Raw genomic sequence first — 20,737 nt, forward strand, 5'->3', positions numbered from 1 at the left:
TTTTATTGCCTGCGATTTTATGATCTCTGGACCATTTTTGGACCAGGGCGCTTGGGTAGTGGGATTGAAAGGTGTCCAAGGAATTTATGGAGCAGTGACAAAACTGAATATTTTTAACCTGATTTAAATTGCCAGGTTGAGAGCCTCCCTCAGACAAGCTGAGGCGTCGGCAATACAGTCCGCCCCAGCATTGCTCCCTCTTCTCCCATGGCGCGCTATAGGGCCTTTCAGCAACCCTCCCTGCTTTTTTCATAGACCCTGAAGTCACGCGGTGTGCGCGGTGCGCATGCGATTACGTTGCGTGCTCCTGATAGACGACTACAAACTACCGACAGCGCCCACCTCAAATGAAAAGCCCAGCAGCAGGAACCCTTCCTTTGAGCTCAGGCCAGTAAGCCCCTTCAAACAACAATATCTCTCCCGCCTCGAAGACAATCCCACCGGCCGCTGCGTCGCTATCCGTGTCAGCACATCCTTGAAATAGGCATACAGATCACGCCCATTCTCAGGCCCCACAATCGACACCGGTATCTATGGCCGGTCATTTCAAACTCAGGACTGACCTCGCATGCACCACCCATCAACTGACACTCGGCGATGCCCTTCTCTGTTTAGTTCTTGCCGGGCGGATACACGAAACCGATCAGGCATAATCGCCACCGCCTACAGAGTCAGGGACAAGGTCAGTGCTGAGTTTCGGCTAACCCTGAACAAGATCATTCGATGCCGGTCTCCTCGCCAGTGGGTAGAGGCCTACCTGAGAGAGCTAGAGATTTGATATGGCAAAATCGGCACAAAAACGGTTGCTTATTTACTTACCGCCCTACGTGCGCAGTGCAGGATTAACTCTTTGACGACTCTATATTACAGGCAAAAGCTATCTGTCACTGTAGTGGCCCCTGGACTTCCATTTCTGGACCTAGACGCTTTGGCAGTTTGATCGAAGTCAGTCCAACGGATTTTCAGCACCTGACCCAAAATTGAACATCTTCTTAGCCTGATTTAAATTGTCAGGTTAAAGCTTCCTTCTGGCACGCTGAGGCATCGAAAATCCTGTACGCCACTACGTACACTCTTTTCTCCCACGGCGCGCTGCAGGGCCTCTGAGCAATCCTCTCTGGTTTTGCTTTTTCATAGACTCCGGAAGTCACGCGGTATACGCGGTGCGTACGCGATTACGCTGTGTATGCCGTTATTTATCTTTCCGAAGCGGATAATCACTCACCATCAATCCATACATTTTTTATCCAGTTAGCAAGATCAGGCCTGGCTGAAAAACGGTACAGAACGGATTAAAAAAAGGCCGACCACCGACATTTTTAACTGACATTTACCTAAGCTTTGACCATTAGGTAGAGCGTCACAAAATAGAAAGTAGGTAAGGGCAAGCAGGGTTAAAAAATACTCTACCCCTGAAAAATAGTCAGGCTCAACGCAGAACTGAATCGAGCGGATAGATGCTTTATGAAGCCTTTTTAATACCAGAGCAAAAATAACAACCGCCATATCAACAACGTAACCGGCCAGTCGCCTTACGGCGATTTACCCGATCATATATGTATGTTGACGGAGCTGGTTCTACATGACTCAAGCATGCACATCTCCGTCGACCAAATAAGGGGAGCGATTGATAAAGTCAGTAGTAGGTGCGGCTTTAGTATTCAGACGCCCCACCACCCCTTCTGAAAATATTAGTTTAAGAAAGCACAATAAATCCATCCCCCCGCTTCGAAAACCAAATAAATCCAACCATCTACTAGTTTTTCCTTAAGCAAAATCAGCAAAATTATTTTTTCACTCGCTTCCACTAAATTTTTCATAAATCCAATTAAACCCGGTGAACAACAATCCAGAGACTAACCCCACCGAGACAAAATAAAACATGCCAACCATAGAAGGGAAGGGCCAGAAACCCAGAGACTCTTGCCCAAACAAAGCGGATGACCCCGCAGGTGCGCCACAGAGTAGCCATATTAAAAAACCACTGAGGATCCCTCCGACGACATAACGAAAAGGAGTAGTAAGAAAACCCTCTATTAGCCACAAAACAGGCCAACTGATTAGCATACTCAGCCCTGCGCCTACAAAGAAAAACAGAACAAAAAAAGCGACGAACTCAGTCCCGCTGAAGAAGCCCCACGCTGCAGCCACAAGGGACAAACCGCCGCAAAGTGGAATTCCTAGTATGTAGCCTCGCCCTCTCTGCGGCTCGTTCTGTTTCGCTACATGTTGCTCTATTCGCATTGCAAGCGCGGTATATAACCCTCCCAACACCAAACCGCCAGCTATCGCAACAACTAGCAAATGCAAAGTAAAACCGCCATAAACCAGATAGATCAGCAAGCTCTGAAACAAGCTGCTCAAAATATGGCGAACCCTATACCCCGGAAAAACCTTGTCACCCAGCAGCAACAAGGGAATCCCCACAAACATGGAAACAATGAACCCAAACAAAAAACCCGAGAACAAGGACGTGAAATTAAAGCCCTTGAGCAATGGCATAAACGCTGCATAAACCAGAGCACCACAAAATGGCACCGCGAACAAGCGCAGAACTCCATCGGCCCTCATTTCGGCATCTCAGGTGCAGGTATAAGCGCTTTCTTGACACGCTCAGGACTGTTATTGATAAGTTCTTGCCATGCGATCCCCAAAGTAGTATTACCTCCCCAGACCATATAAGCAGCCCAACTGTTGGAGTTAAATAGTGGGCTGGGACCTGTTCCCCAACCATGCGTTTTCACATTAAATGCGCCGTCCTGAGTGGGTTGGACTGTACGTATCACGAATCCGGGATCTAGTGCGTGCATTCCTGGCAACGTGATATTGATCACACTCATGGTACTGTCATCTGTCAGGTGCGCAACATGACCCAGCTTAGCCCCCATCATATGCAACTCACTCACATCTCCACTGTTAACCACCCTTATCCCATCTCCACCAGGGCCTGCATTTCGTCGTAAAGCTTCATACGCTTGTATCAACGAACCACAGCCACCTAGCAAAGGAATACAGCCTTTGGTCACGTCGCTGTACTCATGAGGTTGCCGGGTGTCACCAAACACCGTCTCCCAATACTGGAAGGCCTCAGGAATGACCCCCCCGGGTAGCCCCTGTGAATTGATGAACGTACCACTTTTAACTGCATCAGAGAATTTGGCCTGACAGGCTGACGAGCCTGCAGACTCACAGTGTTTACCAGCCCAACTGGCATAGCTAGGAAGACCCGAGGCCATGTTAGCGGCCATCAGGAGGCTGTTAGTTTCAATATCACTGATCGCGCCAAAGGTGGTTTTATCCTTAGAGTTGATAGCCTTGTCTGCGGCATACAGGTCTCCAAAGCTTTTAGCGCCTTCAAAAATCTGAGCGATGTGAATATTGAGGCACTGTTGGTCCTTACAAGCCATCAACTCAGCGTCGTTGGCGTCGCTCATCCTTTTGGCATCTGTGATCACCTGTTGACGACACGCTGTGTTGCCCGCTGCACAAACGGCCAACTGCTTAGATAGAACTTCAATATCCGTGTGTTTGAGGTAGTTGTTTTGCACTTCCAGTAAACCTGCGTTAGCCCCGGCAATACCACCTACACCGGCTGCTACAAACCCGGAGGCGCTGGAAATTAGCGCTTTTTTTACATCAACAGGAATGTCCAACTGAGCGACTTTTTCAGCAATCAACGGTACCGTCAGACCAGTTACGCCTGCGCTCATGGCGCTGGCTCCCACTACCCCACCTGACAATCCTTGGGTCGCCCCGGCTAAGGTATGCAACAAAATCCGCGCGGCCCCGCCCTCGTCCCAAGCCGCCTGAGTTGCGAGGTCACCTGATTTGCCCGCAACGTCACGCTGCCGATCAGCGTAATCACCAATTTTTTGGTACGCATCAGCAGCCGTGGTGTTGGCGACAATTCCCAGGGATGTGGATCCCCCAGCTCCCCCTAATGCCGCAGCGATAATCCCACTAGCAATGTCGGCCAATACTCGCTTGTCGCCGCCCGCCGCCCAACTCTCGGAAACTGCCTTGAGGTTTTGCTCAGCAGCCTTAACATCAGACGGACTTTTGGCCGTTTTCAACCGCTCTTTCGCCTCATCTACCGACGCCTTCGCCACCGTACTGATAATCCCACTGGCCAACTGGGCCGTGCTTTGAATCAGTTCGATACGCTCCTTCATTGCCTTTTCATCAGGCCTGTCCAGCTTCTGATTGGCGTTGGCGGTGTCGTGGTTCAGTCCCACGAGGTCATTAGCGCTCTCGGCATTGCGAACAACAATCGTGCCTTCGCTGACTGCACTGCGGGTGTGACTACGGTCTTCATCCTTGAGTGCTACCGGGATGCTGCCGCCGATTGAGGCGCCGCCAGCGCTGCTGGACGAAACAGCGAGGCCTACCGATTGGCTCTCGATCTCGATGATATTTTTTATGTCGTTGACGATTAGGCGATCCGTGTTGAGGCGGTTTTTGTCGACAGACGCTTCACTGGCAATCACAGCGCCCTGCAAGGCAGTCGTCTTGCCGACATTGATGTCGTAGCCACCTGCGCCCGCGAAGAGGCCGCTTTGGTCGGTCACGGCCTTGTAGTCACTGTTCATGTTTGCGGTTCTGGCTGTCGCCGGTCTGCTTGAAATCAAAACCGTCGCCGTGTGCCACCGAGCGGTAATCGCTCTGGTTGTAGCTGTAGCTGAAATTCCACCAGCCCCACGGCACGTTGTAGTAAAGCATCGCGTTTTTTGAAGTTTTCTGATGGTCGCTGATGGCGTCGTGGCCGCCGCGCAGAATCAACTGATCAGCCAGGCCCAGCGGGCTGTCCCATTCAAAGCCGGTGCCCCATTGCTGTTCGCCAGTACTTTTCTGGCCATCGTTGTTACGCGACAGGCTGGCACGCCAAGGCTTCTGCGGGTTGTTTTTCACCAGCACCGAACTGCCGCCAACGGCATTGCCTGGTGCCAGTTCCATTTGTGCCTGGTTGGAGGGCAAACGGTTGAGCTGATCAATGGCCTGCTCGATTTCTCGCAGGTTCAGCAAGTCACCGTTTTTGCCGGGAAAGGCCATGGCCAGTTCGCGGTCCGAGAGTTTGCTGTTGTCGGCGCCTTTCAAGCCTTCGACTTTGCCTTCCACCACCAACACTTGCAGATGACCCTTGGACAGGTCCTGTTGCGGCAAGTAAGCCCGGCTGGTGACCAGGCCTTTGTCGATGTAGTAGTCGGTAATGGTCTTGAGCAATTCATTGAGCTGGGACACGCCCAGGCACTGGCCGATATAAGGCTTGAGCAGGCGCTCGCGGTCGGGTGCGGACAGGCTGTCAGCGCCCTTGAGCTTGATGTCTTTGATGGGGAAGCAGCGGGTGTCCGCAGGTGTGGTGGGCGCTTTTGGCTTGGCCTCTTTACCGGGCAGGTCCTTGAGCTCTTCAAGACGCCGCTGCTGTTCTTCCAGCAGGCGGTTTTGCCGGTCGCGGATCAGGTCCTGATCGCCGGGCGTAGGGGCAGCCGACGCGCTGTTCAGCGCGAAGCAAGTCAGCAGGCAGACGCCCATCAGCAGCCGAGTCCGTGGCGTGAGAGAAGACATGTTCGATCCGTCGAATTCAAAAGGGGGGGCAAACTAACATCGAAGCATGGGTGAGCCAATATCTCGACTGCATTATCAGAAATCGCCTACAGGCTCACCAACCTATTGATTAATGATAATTAAATATCAAAACCTCTAAAAATATCTGTATTTGAATTTGACGTTTTTATTCCGACAGACGGTATCGATCATCCAACTGACGAGCGATGGCATCGCAGTTTGGCTTCATCTCAAGGTGCCAGTTTTCGATCAACGTCAACAGCCGGAATATCATCGACTAACGCAGACCGTCGGCTCGTGGATTGATAACAACCTTCCTCCCCGCAAATTACCAGAGCCCTGCACGAACTTTGCAAAGCCGAAGGTCATTCACCTCCGCGATAAATTCCAACCCCACCGCACAGGGCAGTTTTTTTCAATACTCCACACCCCCACCCAACTACTTTCAACGCGCATTCATTAAACGAAGCGGAGCAAAAATGAGCGTGTTGATTTCAATGGCGGCGTTTGCCTTGGCGGCGTCGATATCACCGGGGCCGGTAAATGTTGTGGCCCTGAGTTCCGGAGCGCAGTTCGGTTTGAGTTCCAGCCTGAGGCATGTGCTCGGAGCTACGGTGGGGTTTGTTGTGTTGCTGTTGTTCACCGGTTTCGGGCTGCATGAGGTACTGAAGCAGTGGCCGATTCTGACCGACCTGATTCGCTGGGCTGGCGTTGCGTTTCTGCTGTGGCTGGCGTGGAAACTGGCGGTGGATGACGGGCGATTGGATGTCAGCAGTGCGACGCGTCAACCGTCCTTTCTGCGCGGCGCTGCGATGCAATGGCTCAATCCCAAAGCCTGGCTTGCAGCCGTCGCAGGAATGGGGGCCTTTGTTGCCAGCGGAGATGCCAAACTGATCTGGTCGTTTGCCCTGATCTACTTTGTAATCTGCTACTTGTCGGTGGCCTGCTGGGTCTACGCCGGTGCGGTTCTGGGAAGGTACTTGCACAGCGCGCCCCGGATCCGTTTATTCAACCGCTGCATGGCAGCCATACTGGCGGGCTGCGCGGTGTCCCTGCTGTTGTTTTAAGGCTTGTATTGCCCTGGCGTCGCCGCGAGATGCTTCTTGAACACCCGCTGAAAATGCGCCTGATCGGCAAACCCTGCTTCATGTGCGATATCTATGATCGACGCGCCGTCACGTAGCTGCGCCTGAGCGTGCTGAATTCGCCGGTTGATCAAGTAGGCGTGGGGCGTCATGTGATATTGCTGCTCAAAAGCGCGGATCAAATAAGCTTCCGAGAGATTGGCCGCCTTACAAATTGCCGCAAGGCGCACCGTGCCCATAAAGTGCTCATTGATGTATTCAGCAGCGCGTACCACCCTCGGATTGATCCTTTTTAGTTCCAGCGTCGAATGGCCTAACGTCCGCTGCATCAACATGAAGAAGGCAACAGCCGCTTCACGTTTCGGCAGGGCGTCCAGCGCTGGATCGATCAGTTGCGCATACAGGTCAATCAGGCCAGCAAACAATTTAGATGATCGAGTGTGGGTAGCCGAGATCGGTTGGAAACCCAAGCCGTCACCATCGTCATGACTGTGCTGAATCCCCGCTAGCCAGTTCGCATCAACGTACAACATCACGTATGACCACGGTTGGTCTTCGATGGGATTGCAGGCGTGGACTTCGCCTGGATTCATCAACACCACCGTCCCGGCGCTGATGGTTTGGCAGCTCTTTTCATGCAGGTAAGTGCTTTGCCCAGAGGTGACCGCACCAATGGAAAACACCTCATGAGAATGCCGGCCATAAAAGACCTTTCGCCCATCTTCTATTTGGCGCGCCTCGATGAAAGGCAACTCTGCGTCTCTCCAGAATGTGGGCATAGCTTCGATGGGCATGGCGATTACCTGATCATTTCAGCAATAGTGTTGCAATTGGAATTAGCCACAATAACCGTTCAGGCCAATCTCGCTCAACATTGCTTGTGGTATGAGATTAGTCTCCGCCTCAAATCGACTAACAACCTAAAACCCCCTCAATCGTAAGGCTTAGCGATTTTTTGTTGGTATCGTTTGCCCCATCCCGCTTGGCTATTCAAAACGTATGCGTTTCAATAGCGCCCATTAACGGCATCCAGCCTGCACAGGACTCTAAGCCATGGCTTCGCCAGACAAACAGCAGAAACGCGCCAAGCGAGCAAAAACCAAAGCCAAGCAGAACCGTTCGGGCAAGCCGGCGCAGGGTTTGTTCCATCCGGTACTCGCCTCGCCGCTGGTCAACGAGCCGTTTGATGACGTCGAGGTTGACCTGTCTACGTTCGATTTTGCCGATCTTCTCGCCAATGGTTTTGACCCGGCTGACTTCGATGACCTGTTCCAGGCGATGAAAGCTGCGGAGTCCATTAGTCAGTTGGCAATGTGCGTGGTGTTTTTGCAGTACCCGGTGTTAGAACTGGTGATTTCCGAGGAAGAAGAACAGCACGCCACCGACTTCCTCATGGGCCTGCTCATCGCGTATCGAACGAATTTTTACGATGAAGACGAAGACACTGCCGTTGCATGGATGGAAGGCGACGCTTTCCAAGCTGATTACAACGAGGCGTCTCGCATTCTAGTTGGCAAAAACAATCAGCAGTCTCGCTGAAGATTTCTACCGACTCACGCCGTGAGTCGTTGTATTCCCTCTGCATTATTCTTTTTGAGGTTCGTAACATGCGTACAACTCTTTCCGCCCTGACCCTTGCCCTTGGATTGCTCGCAGCCCAGAACGCGATGGCTGGCAGCGAACTTAATGCCGCATTGGGCGGCGGCGTCGGTGGCGCGCTGGGTAACGTTGTTGGCCAGAAAATGGGCGGCGGCAGCACGGGTGCAGCCTTGGGCGCCGGTGTCGGCGGCGCAGCAGGTGGCGCATTGACCGCCAAGAAAGGCCATAAAACCAAAGCCGCACTCGGTGGCGGCCTTGGCTCAGCGGGCGGCTCGCTGCTCGGTAACAAATTGGGCGGCAGCACTGGCGGCACCGTTGGCGCTGGCTTGGGCGGCGCGGCGGGCAGTGCACTGATGGCTAAGTAAGCAGCCCTTGCGGTGGACGGTGCTACCCGTCTGTACGTGAACAAAAAACCCGCCCCGTGCGGGTTTTTTGTTGTCTTGATTGCTAGGCTTTTGCTTTTCGATAACAAGCAAAAGGAGTGCAGTTATGGCATCCCTGAATAAACACCTGGGTCGCCTGCATTGACGCTTTCGTTGGCAAGCCAACTCCCACAGAGACTTCGGCAGACAGGAAATGGCAGGCACTGAAAAATCTTATCGCAGCCTTCGGCAGCTCCTACACATCATCGATTTTATTCAACCGGTTATGCGTCGCTTGATAGGCGACTGGCCGCCGGCTTCTCAGCGAACCACGCCTTCCTCAATCAGCAACTTCAAAATAGCCTCAGCACCGGCCTCGGCGCTAACGCCCTTGAGCACTTGCCCACCGCCGCCACTGGCTTTGGCGGTCGCCGCTTTCATCCGATCAGCGCCGCTTTTGCCTTTGATCACTTTCAGTCGTTTTGGCCGAGGCTTGGCGGGCTGAAGCGACGAGGCCGCCAACAGCTCGTCCATCACCACTTCAACCTGATCAGCCGCCAGCAAACCACGCTGCGCTGGGCCATAGGCGCTTTGCCGAGATTTGGGCGCGGCGTTATCCACAGTCGCGAGAAACGGCAGGCGGACTTTCAGCCGACGCCGCTGGCCACGTGGCAACGCTTGGAGCACATGGGCCACGCCGTTTGCCAATGATTCAACCTGCGCCAATCCGACGACTAACGGCCAACCGAGCTTTTCTGCCAGCAAATACGGGAGCATGCCTGAGCCTTCGCCCGTTTCAGCTTGGCTGCCGGTGAGCACCACTTGCACATTGGATTCACGTAAATACTCCGTCAGCGCAGGCAATGCGTCTGCGCCTTCGGGCTGTTCCAAGACATGCAATTCGTCCAGGCCCATGCCCAGATAAGCCCGCAGCGCAGGCTCTTCGACATTGCCGGCATGCAGCACGTGCAAGTTATCCCCAGCCAATTGCAGGCCCAGTTCAACGGCGCGTGCATCTTGCTCGGCGCGGCGCGGACGGCCAGAAGTCGGGTGAGCGCCGATAGAGACCAGGCTAATTACATGAATCGAGCCGTTATCCACAGGGGCCTTCGAATTAAGCGGCATCGCGTTTCCCCTCGTTGCGGTGGGTCTCAATCGCCGCAATCAGCGCTTTAAGAATCGCTGCGCTGTCACCAATGACCGACAGATCGGCGCGTTTGATCATGTCGCACCCCGGATCTAGGTTGATCGCCACGACTTTGTCGCAGGCGCCAATGCCCTGCAAATGCTGGATCGCGCCGGAAATACCCACCGCGACGTACACCCGCGCTGTGACCCACGTACCGCTGGCGCCGACTTGGCGATCACGCGCCATGTAGCCGTCGTCCACCGCCACACGGGAAGCGCCTTCGGTGGCGCCCAATGCGGCAGCGGTGCGGTGAAACAATTCCCAATCTTTCACGCCATTGCCGCCAGAGAAGATGAACTCCGCTTCGGCCATGGGAATGGCTGCCGGATCAACCGCCACCGCGCCAAGGTCTTCGATACGCGACAGGCTACGCGCCACGGTTGTGTATAACTCCACGGGCAGCACTTCATGTCGGGTGTCACTGACCGGTTCGGCACACTCGACGGCGGCTAAAATCAAGCGCGCCAACGGACCGGCCACGTCCTGACGGCCGGCCCCAGCGCGACCGATGCACTGGTTATCCGTGACCTGCCAAACCCGTGTTGCCGGGCGTTCGCCTAAGCTGGCGGCAAAACGCCGACCCAATTCGCCGCCACCGGTGCGGCTGTCGGGCAGCAGCCAGTGGCGCGGGTTGAACTGGTTATCCACAGCCCGCAGCCCTTGTACGCGCTGCTCGGGTGAATAACCGCTGAATTCGTAGCCTTCCAACGTCAGTAATCTATCGACGCCCGCCGTGGCGAAGGTGGTTTCTTTGTGTTCGCCAAAGACCACCGCCAACACCGCGCCGTGGTTACCGGCCAAGCTGTGGGCCAAGCCAAGCAGGTCGCGGTCGTGAGCACTTAATCGGCCACCGACCATATCGGGGGCGACACAAATGTAGAACGCCGGTTGTGCGACTTGATGCAGCGGCAACTGCACTTCATTAGCTGAAGAACGTTTAACAGCCCCGCCCTGCTGCGCGCCGCTGCGATCAATACGTTTGACGCCGTTAAGACCGATGAAGCCAACGTGGTGCACGTCTTTGCGCACGACGCCATTAGGCCCCATCCAGCTGGCTTGCGCCGGTTGCATGGCCGCGTGCAGCGGGTGCAAACGGTTACGGGCGATCCACTCAGCGCGAGGGTCACGGCGAATAATGTCGCTCATCAGTGTGCCTCCGCGAGTTCAGGTTTAACTGAACCCTGCTTAATCGGCAGCGGCTTGTTGACGACGGCGCCTTCCAGCAACGCGTCAGCCACCAGTTCCGCGATGTCTTTGATCAACGGCCGAGGTTCGACCACGCCTTCGAGCATCGCCGTGCATTGCGGGCATCCGACCGCCACCAGCTCGGCGCCGGTTTCGCGGATGTCGTCCATGCGCATGTCAGGGATACGTTGTTTGCCCGGTATGTCCGTGACCGGCGCGCCGCCACCGCCACCGCAGCAACGGGAACGGAAACCGGAGCGTTGCATTTCCTTGATCTCGATCCCCAGCGCACGCAATACCTCGCGCGGCGCCTCGTATTCACCGTTGTAGCGACCGAGGTAGCACGGATCGTGATAGGTCACGCTGGTGCCTTTGTGCTGGCCCAGATTCAACGCGCCCGCTTCGATCAGTTCAGCCATGTAAGTGCTGTGGTGCTGCACTTGATAATGGCCATCGAACGCACCGTATTCGTTTTTCAGCACATGGAAGCTGTGCGGATCGCAGGTGACGATGCGCTTGAAGTCGTATTTGGCCAAAGTTTGAATGTTGCGCTTGGCGAGCATCTGGAACGTCGCTTCGTCGCCCAGACGCCGAGCCACGTCGCCACTGTCGCGCTCTTCCAGACCGAGCACGGCGAAGTCGACATTGGCCGCTTTCAGCACTTTGACGAAGGCGCGCAAGGTGCGCTGGTTACGCATGTCGAACGCGCCGTCACCGACCCAGAACAACACATCGGCGGTCTTCTGCTCGCTGAGCAGATTGAGGTTCAAATCTGCCGCCCAGTTCATCCGCCCGCCCGGTGCAAATCCGCCGGGGTTGTCGGTGGCGATCAAGTTATCCAACACTTCAGCGCCTTTGTTCGGCGTCGCGCCTTTTTCCAGGGTCAGGAAGCGACGCATGTCGACGATGGCGTCCACGTGCTCGATCATCATTGGACACTCTTCAACGCAAGCGCGGCAGGTGGTGCACGACCACAGCGTGTCGGCATCGACCAAGCCGTTGACGATGGGTTGATGGGCGTTGCCGCCGTGTTCACCGATGGCCCTTCCTGGATACGGGCTGCCGGCGAAGTTAGCGTCTGTGCCGCCTGCCAAACCAACGACCATGTCTTGAATCAGTTTTTTCGGGTTCAGCGGTTGGCCCGCCGCAAACGCCGGGCATGCAGCTTCGCATTTACCGCACTGCACGCAGGCGTCGAAGCCCAGCAATTGGTTCCAGGTGAAGTCCTTGGGTTTTTCCACGCCCAACGGCGCGCTGCGGTCGCTCAGGTCCAGAGGTTTCAAGCCCGTAGAACGACCGCCCCCAAAACGCTCGGAGCGACGGTGCCATGCTAGATGAAATGCACCGGCGAAGGCGTGCTTCATCGGCCCGCCCCACGTCATGCCGAAAAACATTTCTGAAACGCCCCAGACCACCCCGAGGCTTAATAAGGCCACGAGGAACCAGCCGCCAAAATCTTCCGGCAAAATCCCGGCGACCGGCAGGGTCACCAGAAAGAAGCTCACGGAAAACGCCATCAGGCTTTTCGGCAAGCGCATCCACGGGCCTTTGGACAGGCGTGCAGGCGGGTTGCGCCGGCGCAGGGCCATGAAGATCGCACCGACGAACATGATCGCCGACGCCAATAACAGGGCGTAACCGAGGATACGGTTATGCAGGCCGAAACCGTGGACCAGGATCGCCAACAGCGCCGCCAGCACAAAACCACCTGCGGTCGCGACGTGGGTATTAGCGATGTATTTGTCCCGAACAACCACATGGTGCAAATCCACCATGTAGCGCTTGGGCATGGCCAGCAAGCCGCCGAGCAGGTCGACGCTGGACGCCCGGCCCTGACGCCACAGCATCACCCGCCGCACCGCGCCCAACACGGCCAAAGCCAGGGCGACGAACAACAGGATGGGAAGAAGGGTGTTCAACATGTGGAGCTCCCAAAAGACCTCGGGTCTTGCAAGGGGATATACCGGAATGCGTCACCCTGATCTCTGTGGAAGCAGGCTTGCCTGCGAAGGCGACGCGTCAGATAAACCGCGTTAACTCATTCGCAGGCAAGCCTGCTCCTACAGGGGATTAAACATTCCCGGGATCAGTCATCAGCTTAAAAATCCTTACACAACCGCAAGGCGTCATAGATGGCCGCATGGATGTTGCGCTGGGCCACGCAGTCGCCGATGCGGAACAGCAAGTAGCCGTCGCCCGGTTGGCTCAGGCACGGTTGCGGCTGAATCGCGAACAACGCTTCGATGTCGATTTGGCCTTTGTTGCGCGAGGCTTCCTTCAACTCGTAATACATCCACTCATCAGGACGCACGCCGTTCTCGATCACCACCTGGTCAACCACCCGCTCCTCTTTAGCGCCGGTGTATTCGTTTTCCAGAACCGCGACCAGTTTGTCGCCTTCGCGGTAGACCTTTTCCAGCATCAGGTCGCCGGTCATGATCACTTCTTTCGGGTACATGCTGCGGTAGTACGTCGGGAACGATGTACCACCGATGGCCACGCCCGGCTTGATATCGTCGGTGACGATCTCGACCTGGCTGCCTTTGTCAGCGATGAAGTCGGCAACCGACATCCCGGTGAATTCACAAATGGTGTCGTAGACCAGCACGTTCTTGCCCGGTGCCACGGTGCCATCCAGCACGTCCCAACTGCTGACCACCAAACCTTCTGCCGCGCCCCAATGCTCGTTTTGCTCCAGGAACGGATGGCCGCCGTTGGCCAGCACCACCACGTCAGGACGCAGGTCGAGAATGGCCGCAGGATCAGCCGCCGTGCCCAAACGAACGTCCACTTTCAAACGTGCCAGTTCCAGCTGAAACCAGCGAGTGATGCCCGCGATTTGATCGCGCTGCGGTGCTTTCGATGCCGTAGTGATCTGCCCGCCGAGGGTGTCTTTCTTCTCGAACAAGGTCACGTCATGCCCACGTTCAGCTGACACGCGAGCCGCTTCCAGGCCGGCAGGGCCGGCACCGACGATCACCACTTTGCGTTTCACGCCGGTGGTTTTTTCGATGATGTGCGGTACGCCCATGTATTCACGGGAGGTCGCGGCGTTCTGAATGCACAGCACGTCCAGACCTTGGTACTGACGGTCGATGCAATAGTTGGCGCCGACGCATTGTTTGATCTGGTCAATCTGGCCCATTTTGATTTTGGCGATCAGGTGCGGGTCAGCAATGTGCGCGCGGGTCATGCCGACCATGTCGACGTAGCCGCCTTCCAGAATTCGTGTGGCCTGGTTCGGGTCTTTGATGTTCTGTGCGTGCAGCACCGGAACCTTGACCACTTCCTTGATGCCGGCCGCCAAGTGCAGGAACGGCTCAGGCGGGTAGCTCATGTTTGGAATAACGTTGGCCAAGGTGTTATGGGTGTCGCAACCCGAACCGACTACGCCGAGGAAGTCGATCAAACCGGTGGCGTCGTAGTACTTGGCGATTTCTTTCATGTCCTCATGGCTCAAGCCATCAGGGTGAAACTCGTCGCCGCAAATACGCAGGCCGACGCAGAAATCAGGCCCGACTTCCTTGCGCACAGCCTTGATCACTTCCATGCCGAAGCGCATGCGGTTTTCGAAACTGCCGCCCCATTCGTCGGTGCGCTTGTTAACCCTTGGGCTCCAGAACTGGTCGATCATGTGTTGGTGCACGGCAGACAGCTCAACGCCATCGAGGCCGCCAGCCTTAGCCCGCCCAGCCGCACTGGCGTAGTTGCCGATCACTCGCCAGATTTCTTCCGGCTCAATGGTTTTGCAGGTCGCGCGGTGTACCGGCTCACGAATGCCCGACGGCGACAGCAGCGTCGGCCAATGGTCGCCATCCCAACGGGAACGACGGCCCATGTGAGTAATCTGGATCATGATCTTGGCGCCATGCTTGTGCATGGCGTCGGCCAGGTTCTGGAAGTGCGGGATGATCTTGTCGGTCGCCAGGTTGACCGATTTCCACCAGCCCTGCGGGCTGTCGATGGCGACACTGGAAGACCCGCCACAAATGGCCAGGCCAATACCGCCCTTGGCTTTCTCTTCGTAATACTTCACATACCGATCCGTGGTCATGCCGCCGTCGGTGGCATACACCTCGGCGTGTGCGGTACTGAGTACGCGGTTACGGATGGTGAGTTTGCCGATCTGAATCGGCTGGAACATCGCTTCGAAAGCCATGACGGAAACCTCGACTTACAACGGCTTGACGGTGAACAAGCCGTCGTCGTGGCCTTCTTCGGAACCGCCGTAGACTTGCTCGGCGACCGTGCGAATTGAACTGCCCGACGCCTCAAGAATCTGGTCCATGGCGCCTGCAAACCAGCCGGTGAACATGTAATCGACCTTGCGGCCCACTTTGCCGTACACGTAGACAAAGCAAGAGTGCTCAAGCTTGACGCTGGCGGTGCCTTTTTCCAGATCAATGTCCTGAATCTTGAACAGGCCCCAACCACGTTGCGACAAGCGCTTCATGTAATGTTCGAACACCGCAACGCCAGACAAACCGTGGCATTCAGCTTCTTTCTCGCACCAGTGCCAAGCCGACTTGTAGCCGGCTTTGTACAGAATTTCGGCGTAAGCATCGGCGCCCAGGACTTCTTCAATGCCCATGTGATTGTTGACGAAAAAGTGACGCGGCACGTACAGCATTGGCAATGCGTCGGAGGTCCAGACGCCAGTTTCGCTGTCGACTTCAATAGGCAGTTGCGGGGCGATTTTAGCCATGGGGTAAAACTCCAGAAATTCGGGTGACGCCCTCTGCGCGAAAGGCAGAGGGGTGTTTAAGCGGTGGGGGTGTCGGGGATTTACTCGCCCCAAACGTCCTTCAAAACGTTGACCCAGTTTTCGCCCATGATTTTGCGCACCACGCGCTCAGGATGGCCGCGTTTAAGCAGCGTCTCGGTGAGGTTCGGGAATTCGCCCACGGTGCGGATACCCAGCGGGTTGATGATTTTGCCGAAGCTGGTCAGACGGCGGGCATAGCCCTTGTCGTGGGTCAGGTATTCGAAGAAGTCCTGGCCGTGGCCTTGAGTGAAGTCAGTGCCGATACCGATAGAGTCTTCGCCGACGAGGTTCATCACGTATTCAATGGCTTCGGCGTAGTCGTCGATGGTGGACTCGATGCCCTTGGCCAAGAACGGCGCGAACATGGTCACGCCCACAAAACCGCCGTGGTCGGCGATAAACTTCAGCTCTTCGTCGGATTTGTTGCGCGGGTGCTCTTTCAAACCGGACGGCAGGCAGTGGGAGTAGCAAACCGGTTTTTTCGATTCAAGGATGACTTCTTCGGAAGTTTTCGACCCCACGTGGGACAGGTCGCACATCACACCGACGCGGTTCATTTCGCCAACGATTTCGCGACCAAAGCCCGACAGGCCGCCGTCACGTTCGTAGCAGCCAGTGCCAACCAGGTTTTGCGTGTTGTAGCACATCTGCACGATGCCAACGCCGAGCTGCTTGAAGATCTCGACGTAGCCGATTTGGTCTTCATACGCGTGGGCGTTCTGGAACCCAAAGAGGATGCCGGTCTTGCCTTGCTCCTTGGCCTTGCGGATATCCGCAGTAGTGCGTACCGGAATCACCAGGTCGCTGTTTTCACGCATCAACTTTTGGCTGGTGCAAATGCTGTTGATGGTCGCCTGAAAACCTTCCCACACCGACACGGTGCAGTTGGCCATGGTCAGACCACCTTTGCGCATGTCTTCAAACAGCTCACGGTTCCACTTGGCAATGATCAGCCCGTCAATAACGATACTGTCGGCGTGTAATTCGGCTGGGCTCATCAGGCGGTCCCCTTTAGTGATTCATGCACCGAATCGTGTGCCGGCGCTTTGGGGCCAGCATATGCCTGAGGGTTGAGCGAGCCGGGTGCAAAAACGACAAGGGGTTTGCCGAAAGCGTCAAGAAGCGACAAAGGGTCGATACCGCTGACCCGGATAGCCCTGTTCTTTGCGCGCCCACTGGGCCAGAATCGCCGGCCAATGGTTTACATAACGGACGAGGATGTCTCAAATGAGGTCAATGCTATTGGTTTTGGCAGTGCTGGCTACTGGAGCACAGGCCGAGGACGGCACGCCGTGCGACAAGGTGGAGACCACCCAACAGAGCTTCGAGTGCTCTGCGTTCAACAGAACCACCGCCGATCGCGAAATGAACAATGCCTACAAAGACTTGATTGATCGCATCAGCGCTCAATACGCCGCGCACCCGCCACAACTCAGCGACTATTTAGCCAAAATCAAAAATGCCCAAGACATCTGGGTAAAGCTACGTGAAGCCGATTGCTCAGTGCAGACCTTCCTCAATGAAAAAGGCAGCCAAGCGTTCCAGATCGCCCAGAACGACTGCTTTGCGCAGAACAGTGATGAACGGTCAGAGTATTTGCAGTCGATAGGGATTGAGTGAACCCCGCCCCAAGCGGGACGCATTGGTGTTGCTATTGAACGCCGAACCTATTTATCGCAGCCTTCGGCAGCGCCGACAGGTATTCTGGTCGGCGGCGGACACAACCCCGTCCATGCGCAGGCACACCTGCTTCTAGCAACACTTGGCCAACAGTCATGTCATGAGCCGTACTCCCACCATTGCCAGTCGCCCCCGCTGGCGCAGCCTTGCCTTGCTGGCGCTGTGCCTTGCTCCGTTACTGTGGCCATTGCAGCATTTGGCCGAGCGTTATTACGGCAACGAACTGATCAGCCAGAACCGGCAGACATTGGATCTTTACGTCGCCAACCTGCTCGGCACCCTGCACCGTTACGAAGTGCTGCCGCAGATCCTCAGTGATCTTCCGGCCCTGCGTGCAGCCTTGGTGGACCCGCTGCAACCCCTTGCCCAAGAGAATGCCAACCGCCTGCTCAAAGACGTTAGCCTGCAAACCGGGGCGGACGTTATGTATTTGATGGACCCCGACGGCAAGACACTGGCGGCCTCAAATTGGGACAAACACGACAGCTTCGTGGGCCGCAACTTCGCTTTCCGGCCTTATTTCAGCGACGCCATGGCCGGACGACTTGGGCGTTTTTTTGGCCTTGGAACGACCTCGGCCAAGCGCGGGTATTTCTTCGCCGCAGCCGTACACGACCGTGATCGAGTGGTCGGCGCACTGGTGGTCAAAGTCGATCTGGACCGCACTGAAACCTTGTGGGGCAAAACCCCGGAACAGCTGCTACTGACCGACCATAACGGCGTCGTCATCCTGACCTCCAACCCCGAATGGCGTTTTCGCGCTACACGCCCGCTGAGTGATGAGGAACGCAAGGCTATCACCGCCATTCAACCGTATCCGACCCGAGACCCAAAGCCGCTTACCATCAATGAAAAGGCGTGGATTACTCAAACCCAGCCCATTGAGGAGATCGGCTGGAACGTAAACATCCTTGCGCCTCGCGTGCTGGTGGATCGGCCGGTACGCACCGTGGTCGCTGTTGGCGGTGCAGCATTGCTGGTGCTTATGCTGCTGCTGGGCCTGATCATGCAACGGCGACGCCATTACCTGGACCGAATTGCCTTCGAAGCCGAGGGCCGGCATGAGTTGGAAATGCGCGTCATTGAACGCACCAGTGACCTTGAAGGCCTGAACAGTCGGCTCAAACAAGAGGTGCTGGAGCGCGAACAGGCGCAGCAGGAATTGGTTCGAGCGCAAGACGAACTGGTGCAGGCCGGCAAGCTGTCGGCGCTCGGTACCATGTCGGCGAGCATCAGCCACGAACTGAACCAGCCGCTGGCGGCCATCCGCAGTTACGCGGAAAACGCCGAAGTGCTACTCGACCATGAGCGCACCGATGACGCCCGCGGCAACCTCAAGCTCATCAGTGAACTGACGGCACGCATGGCGTCGATCATCGCCCACTTGCGTGCGTTCGCCCGCCGCGACCGGCACGCGCCGGAAAGTGTCGCGTTGCAACCGGCGTTGGATGACGCCCTGGCGCTACTCGCCAAACGCCGTCGAGCGATGGAAGTCGAACTGATCCGCGACCTGCCGGATGCGACCTTGTGGGTGCAAGCGGGTGAAACACGCCTTCGCCAAGTGCTGGGCAATGTTTTAGCCAATGCCCTTGATGCCCTCACCGAAAAAGGCCCGCCACGTAAACTCTGGCTCAGTGCCGAGCAGACCGCCGAAGGCGTGAACCTGTCTATTCGCGACAACGGTCCGGGGTTTTCCAAAGAAGCACTGACCCGCGCGCTAGAACCGTTCTTTACCACCAAAACCCGTACACAGGGGCTGGGTCTCGGGCTGGCCATTTGTGACACGCTGATGCGCGCGTTGGGCGGTGAATTACTGATCACCAATCATCCCAGCGGCGGTGCGGTACTGACACTGCGGCTACGCGCCGGCGCATCCGGAATAAGCCTTCAACCGCCAGAGGATCTATCTGCATGAGCACCGACCAGGCCATCGACAGCCGGATTCAAGTGGTGCTGATCGACGACGACCCCCATTTACGCGGCGCCCTCGGCCAGACGCTGGACCTGGCGGGGCTCAAAGTGCTGCCGCTGACCGACGCCGCAGGACTGGGCGGACGCATTGAGCGCGACTGGCCTGGCGTGATCGTCAGCGATATTCGCATGCCCGGCATAGACGGCCTTGAACTGCTGGCACAACTGCATGCACAAGACCCGGAATTGCCCGTGTTGCTCATCACCGGGCATGGCGACGTGCCGCTCGCCGTGCAGGCCATGCGTGCGGGGGCGTATGACTTTCTGGAAAAACCCTTTGCCAGCGACGCCCTGCTCGACAGCGTGCGCCGGGCGTTGGACGTGCGCCGCCTAGTGCTGGAAAACCGCAGCCTGCGCCTGGCCTTGAGCGACCGTCAGCAACTGAGTGCTCGGCTGGTCGGCCAATCCGCACCGATCTTGCGCTTACGTGAGCAAATCGGCGCACTGGCCGCCACCAAGGCTGACGTGCTGATCCTCGGCGAGACCGGCTCGGGCAAAGAGGTGGTGGCCCGTGCATTACACGATCTGTCCAGCCGCCGAGCGGGGCCGTTTGTTGCGATCAACGCCGGGGCTCTGGCGGAGTCGGTGGTGGAAAGCGAATTGTTCGGCCATGAACCCGGCGCGTTTACCGGCGCGCAAAAACGCCGAATCGGTAAGTTCGAGTTCGCCAGTGGTGGCACATTGTTTCTCGATGAAATCGAAAGCATGAGCCTTGAGGTTCAAGTCAAGCTGCTGCGATTGCTGCAAGAGCGGGTGGTCGAGCGCTTGGGCGGCAATCAACTGATCCCGTTGGACATCCGGGTGATTGCCGCCACCAAGGAAGACTTGCGCCTAGCCTCGGATCAAGGCCGCTTCCGCGCCGACTTGTATTACCGCCTCAACGTCGCGCCCCTTAAAATTCCACCACTGCGTGAGCGCGGCGAAGATGCCTTGATGCTGTTCCAGCACTTCGCTGAATCAGCCAGCATCCGCCATGGCTTGCCTAAACACGAACTGCAACCGGGCCAGCGCGCCCTGCTGTTGCGCCACACCTGGCCGGGCAATGTACGGGAATTACAAAACGCTGCCGAGCGCTTCGCCCTTGGGCTGGAACTGGCCTTGGAGGGCAATGAACTGCCAAGCATGCCTTCGACCGGCAGCGGACTCAGCGAGCAGGTTGAAAGTTTCGAGCGGTCGCTGATCGCTGCCGAGCTGACACGGCCTCATACTTCGGTCCGCAGCCTGGCCGAAGCGCTGGGTTTGCCGCGCAAAACCCTGCATGACAAGTTGCGCAAACACGGCTTGAGCTTTGGTGACAATAGCAGCGCTGCCGATGACCTCGATTGATCGCAAGGACCCC

General features: G+C 56.5%; 16 protein-coding genes and 1 pseudogene. 6 read left to right on the forward strand and 11 right to left on the reverse strand.

Translation table 11 applies throughout. The annotated features are described in order from the left end of the window. Window positions 1-1,260: 1,260 nt before the first annotated feature. The 4 genes and pseudogenes from RHM59_RS15305 to RHM59_RS15320 all read right to left on the reverse strand — a co-directional run. The gene (locus RHM59_RS15305) at window positions 1,261-1,506 is read right to left on the reverse strand and encodes a hypothetical protein (RefSeq protein ID WP_322167113.1); all 246 of its coding nucleotides are present in this window, start codon (window positions 1,504-1,506) and stop codon (window positions 1,261-1,263) included. Between the two features lie 288 nt (window positions 1,507-1,794). Then, complete coding sequence (locus tag RHM59_RS15310) at window positions 1,795-2,547, reverse strand: hypothetical protein (RefSeq protein ID WP_322184390.1); 753 nt, start codon at window positions 2,545-2,547, stop codon at window positions 1,795-1,797. Between the two features lie 20 nt (window positions 2,548-2,567). Then, the gene (locus RHM59_RS15315) at window positions 2,568-4,589 is read right to left on the reverse strand and encodes a hypothetical protein (RefSeq protein ID WP_322224604.1); all 2,022 of its coding nucleotides are present in this window, start codon (window positions 4,587-4,589) and stop codon (window positions 2,568-2,570) included. Window position 4,590: 1 nt separating this feature from the next. After that, a pseudogene (locus tag RHM59_RS15320) lies at window positions 4,591-5,562 on the reverse strand (ShlB/FhaC/HecB family hemolysin secretion/activation protein); the annotation flags it as partial. A gap of 479 nt (window positions 5,563-6,041) precedes the next feature. On the opposite strand from RHM59_RS15320, the gene RHM59_RS15325 reads away from it, so the two are divergent. Beyond that, the gene (locus tag RHM59_RS15325; protein WP_322224606.1) at window positions 6,042-6,629 is read left to right on the forward strand and encodes a LysE family translocator; all 588 of its coding nucleotides are present in this window, start codon (window positions 6,042-6,044) and stop codon (window positions 6,627-6,629) included. Here RHM59_RS15325 and RHM59_RS15330 read toward each other — a convergent pair. Then, entirely contained in the window at window positions 6,626-7,441 is an 816-nt protein-coding gene (locus RHM59_RS15330; RefSeq protein WP_322224608.1) for an AraC family transcriptional regulator, read from the reverse strand. The genes RHM59_RS15325 and RHM59_RS15330 overlap by 4 nt on opposite strands. A 259-nt stretch (window positions 7,442-7,700) precedes the next feature. On the opposite strand from RHM59_RS15330, the gene RHM59_RS15335 reads away from it, so the two are divergent. Both RHM59_RS15335 and RHM59_RS15340 read left to right on the forward strand, forming a co-directional pair. Beyond that, window positions 7,701-8,186, forward strand: a complete 486-nt coding sequence (locus RHM59_RS15335; protein ID WP_322224610.1) for a hypothetical protein — start codon at window positions 7,701-7,703, stop codon at window positions 8,184-8,186. Window positions 8,187-8,254: 68 nt separating this feature from the next. Continuing rightward, the gene (locus tag RHM59_RS15340; RefSeq protein WP_322224612.1) at window positions 8,255-8,611 is read left to right on the forward strand and encodes a bacteriocin; all 357 of its coding nucleotides are present in this window, start codon (window positions 8,255-8,257) and stop codon (window positions 8,609-8,611) included. Between the two features lie 318 nt (window positions 8,612-8,929). Here the strand turns inward: RHM59_RS15340 and RHM59_RS15345 are convergent, their stop codons facing one another. The 6 genes from RHM59_RS15345 to RHM59_RS15370 form a co-directional block, all read right to left on the reverse strand. Continuing rightward, on the reverse strand, window positions 8,930-9,733 hold the full coding sequence (locus RHM59_RS15345) for an electron transfer flavoprotein subunit beta (protein WP_322224614.1): 804 nt from the start codon (window positions 9,731-9,733) through the stop codon (window positions 8,930-8,932). Beyond that, window positions 9,723-10,943: an electron transfer flavoprotein subunit alpha/FixB family protein gene (locus RHM59_RS15350; RefSeq protein ID WP_322224616.1), complete on the reverse strand. Its 1,221-nt coding sequence runs from the start codon at window positions 10,941-10,943 to the stop codon at window positions 9,723-9,725. The genes RHM59_RS15345 and RHM59_RS15350 overlap by 11 nt, the downstream gene beginning before the upstream one ends. After that, the gene (gene dgcB, locus RHM59_RS15355; protein ID WP_322224618.1) at window positions 10,943-12,904 is read right to left on the reverse strand and encodes a dimethylglycine demethylation protein DgcB; all 1,962 of its coding nucleotides are present in this window, start codon (window positions 12,902-12,904) and stop codon (window positions 10,943-10,945) included. The genes RHM59_RS15350 and dgcB overlap by 1 nt, the downstream gene beginning before the upstream one ends. 176 nt (window positions 12,905-13,080) lie before the next feature. Beyond that, window positions 13,081-15,141, reverse strand: coding sequence for a dimethylglycine demethylation protein DgcA (gene dgcA, locus RHM59_RS15360; protein WP_322167103.1), 2,061 nt, complete (start codon window positions 15,139-15,141; stop codon window positions 13,081-13,083). A gap of 15 nt (window positions 15,142-15,156) precedes the next feature. Next, a complete protein-coding gene (locus RHM59_RS15365) occupies window positions 15,157-15,687 on the reverse strand; it encodes a DUF5943 domain-containing protein (protein WP_322167102.1) in 531 nt (176 codons plus the stop codon). A gap of 80 nt (window positions 15,688-15,767) precedes the next feature. Further along, a complete protein-coding gene (locus RHM59_RS15370) occupies window positions 15,768-16,745 on the reverse strand; it encodes a dipeptidase (protein WP_322167101.1) in 978 nt (325 codons plus the stop codon). A gap of 229 nt (window positions 16,746-16,974) precedes the next feature. Between RHM59_RS15370 and RHM59_RS15375 the strand changes: the two genes are divergently transcribed. The 3 genes from RHM59_RS15375 to RHM59_RS15385 all read left to right on the forward strand — a co-directional run bounded on the left by RHM59_RS15375 (window position 16,975) and on the right by RHM59_RS15385 (window position 20,724). Then, window positions 16,975-17,367, forward strand: a complete 393-nt coding sequence (locus RHM59_RS15375; protein WP_322167100.1) for a lysozyme inhibitor LprI family protein — start codon at window positions 16,975-16,977, stop codon at window positions 17,365-17,367. Window positions 17,368-17,527: 160 nt separating this feature from the next. Beyond that, window positions 17,528-19,342, forward strand: coding sequence for a sensor histidine kinase (locus tag RHM59_RS15380; RefSeq protein ID WP_322224620.1), 1,815 nt, complete (start codon window positions 17,528-17,530; stop codon window positions 19,340-19,342). Continuing rightward, window positions 19,339-20,724 (forward strand): sigma-54 dependent transcriptional regulator, encoded by a 1,386-nt coding sequence (locus RHM59_RS15385; RefSeq protein WP_322167098.1) that lies wholly within the window; start codon window positions 19,339-19,341, stop codon window positions 20,722-20,724. The genes RHM59_RS15380 and RHM59_RS15385 overlap by 4 nt, the downstream gene beginning before the upstream one ends. The last annotated feature ends 13 nt before the right edge of the window (window positions 20,725-20,737 follow it).

Source organism: Pseudomonas sp. MH10 (assembly GCF_034353045.1).
Lineage (GTDB): Bacteria > Pseudomonadota > Gammaproteobacteria > Pseudomonadales > Pseudomonadaceae > Aquipseudomonas.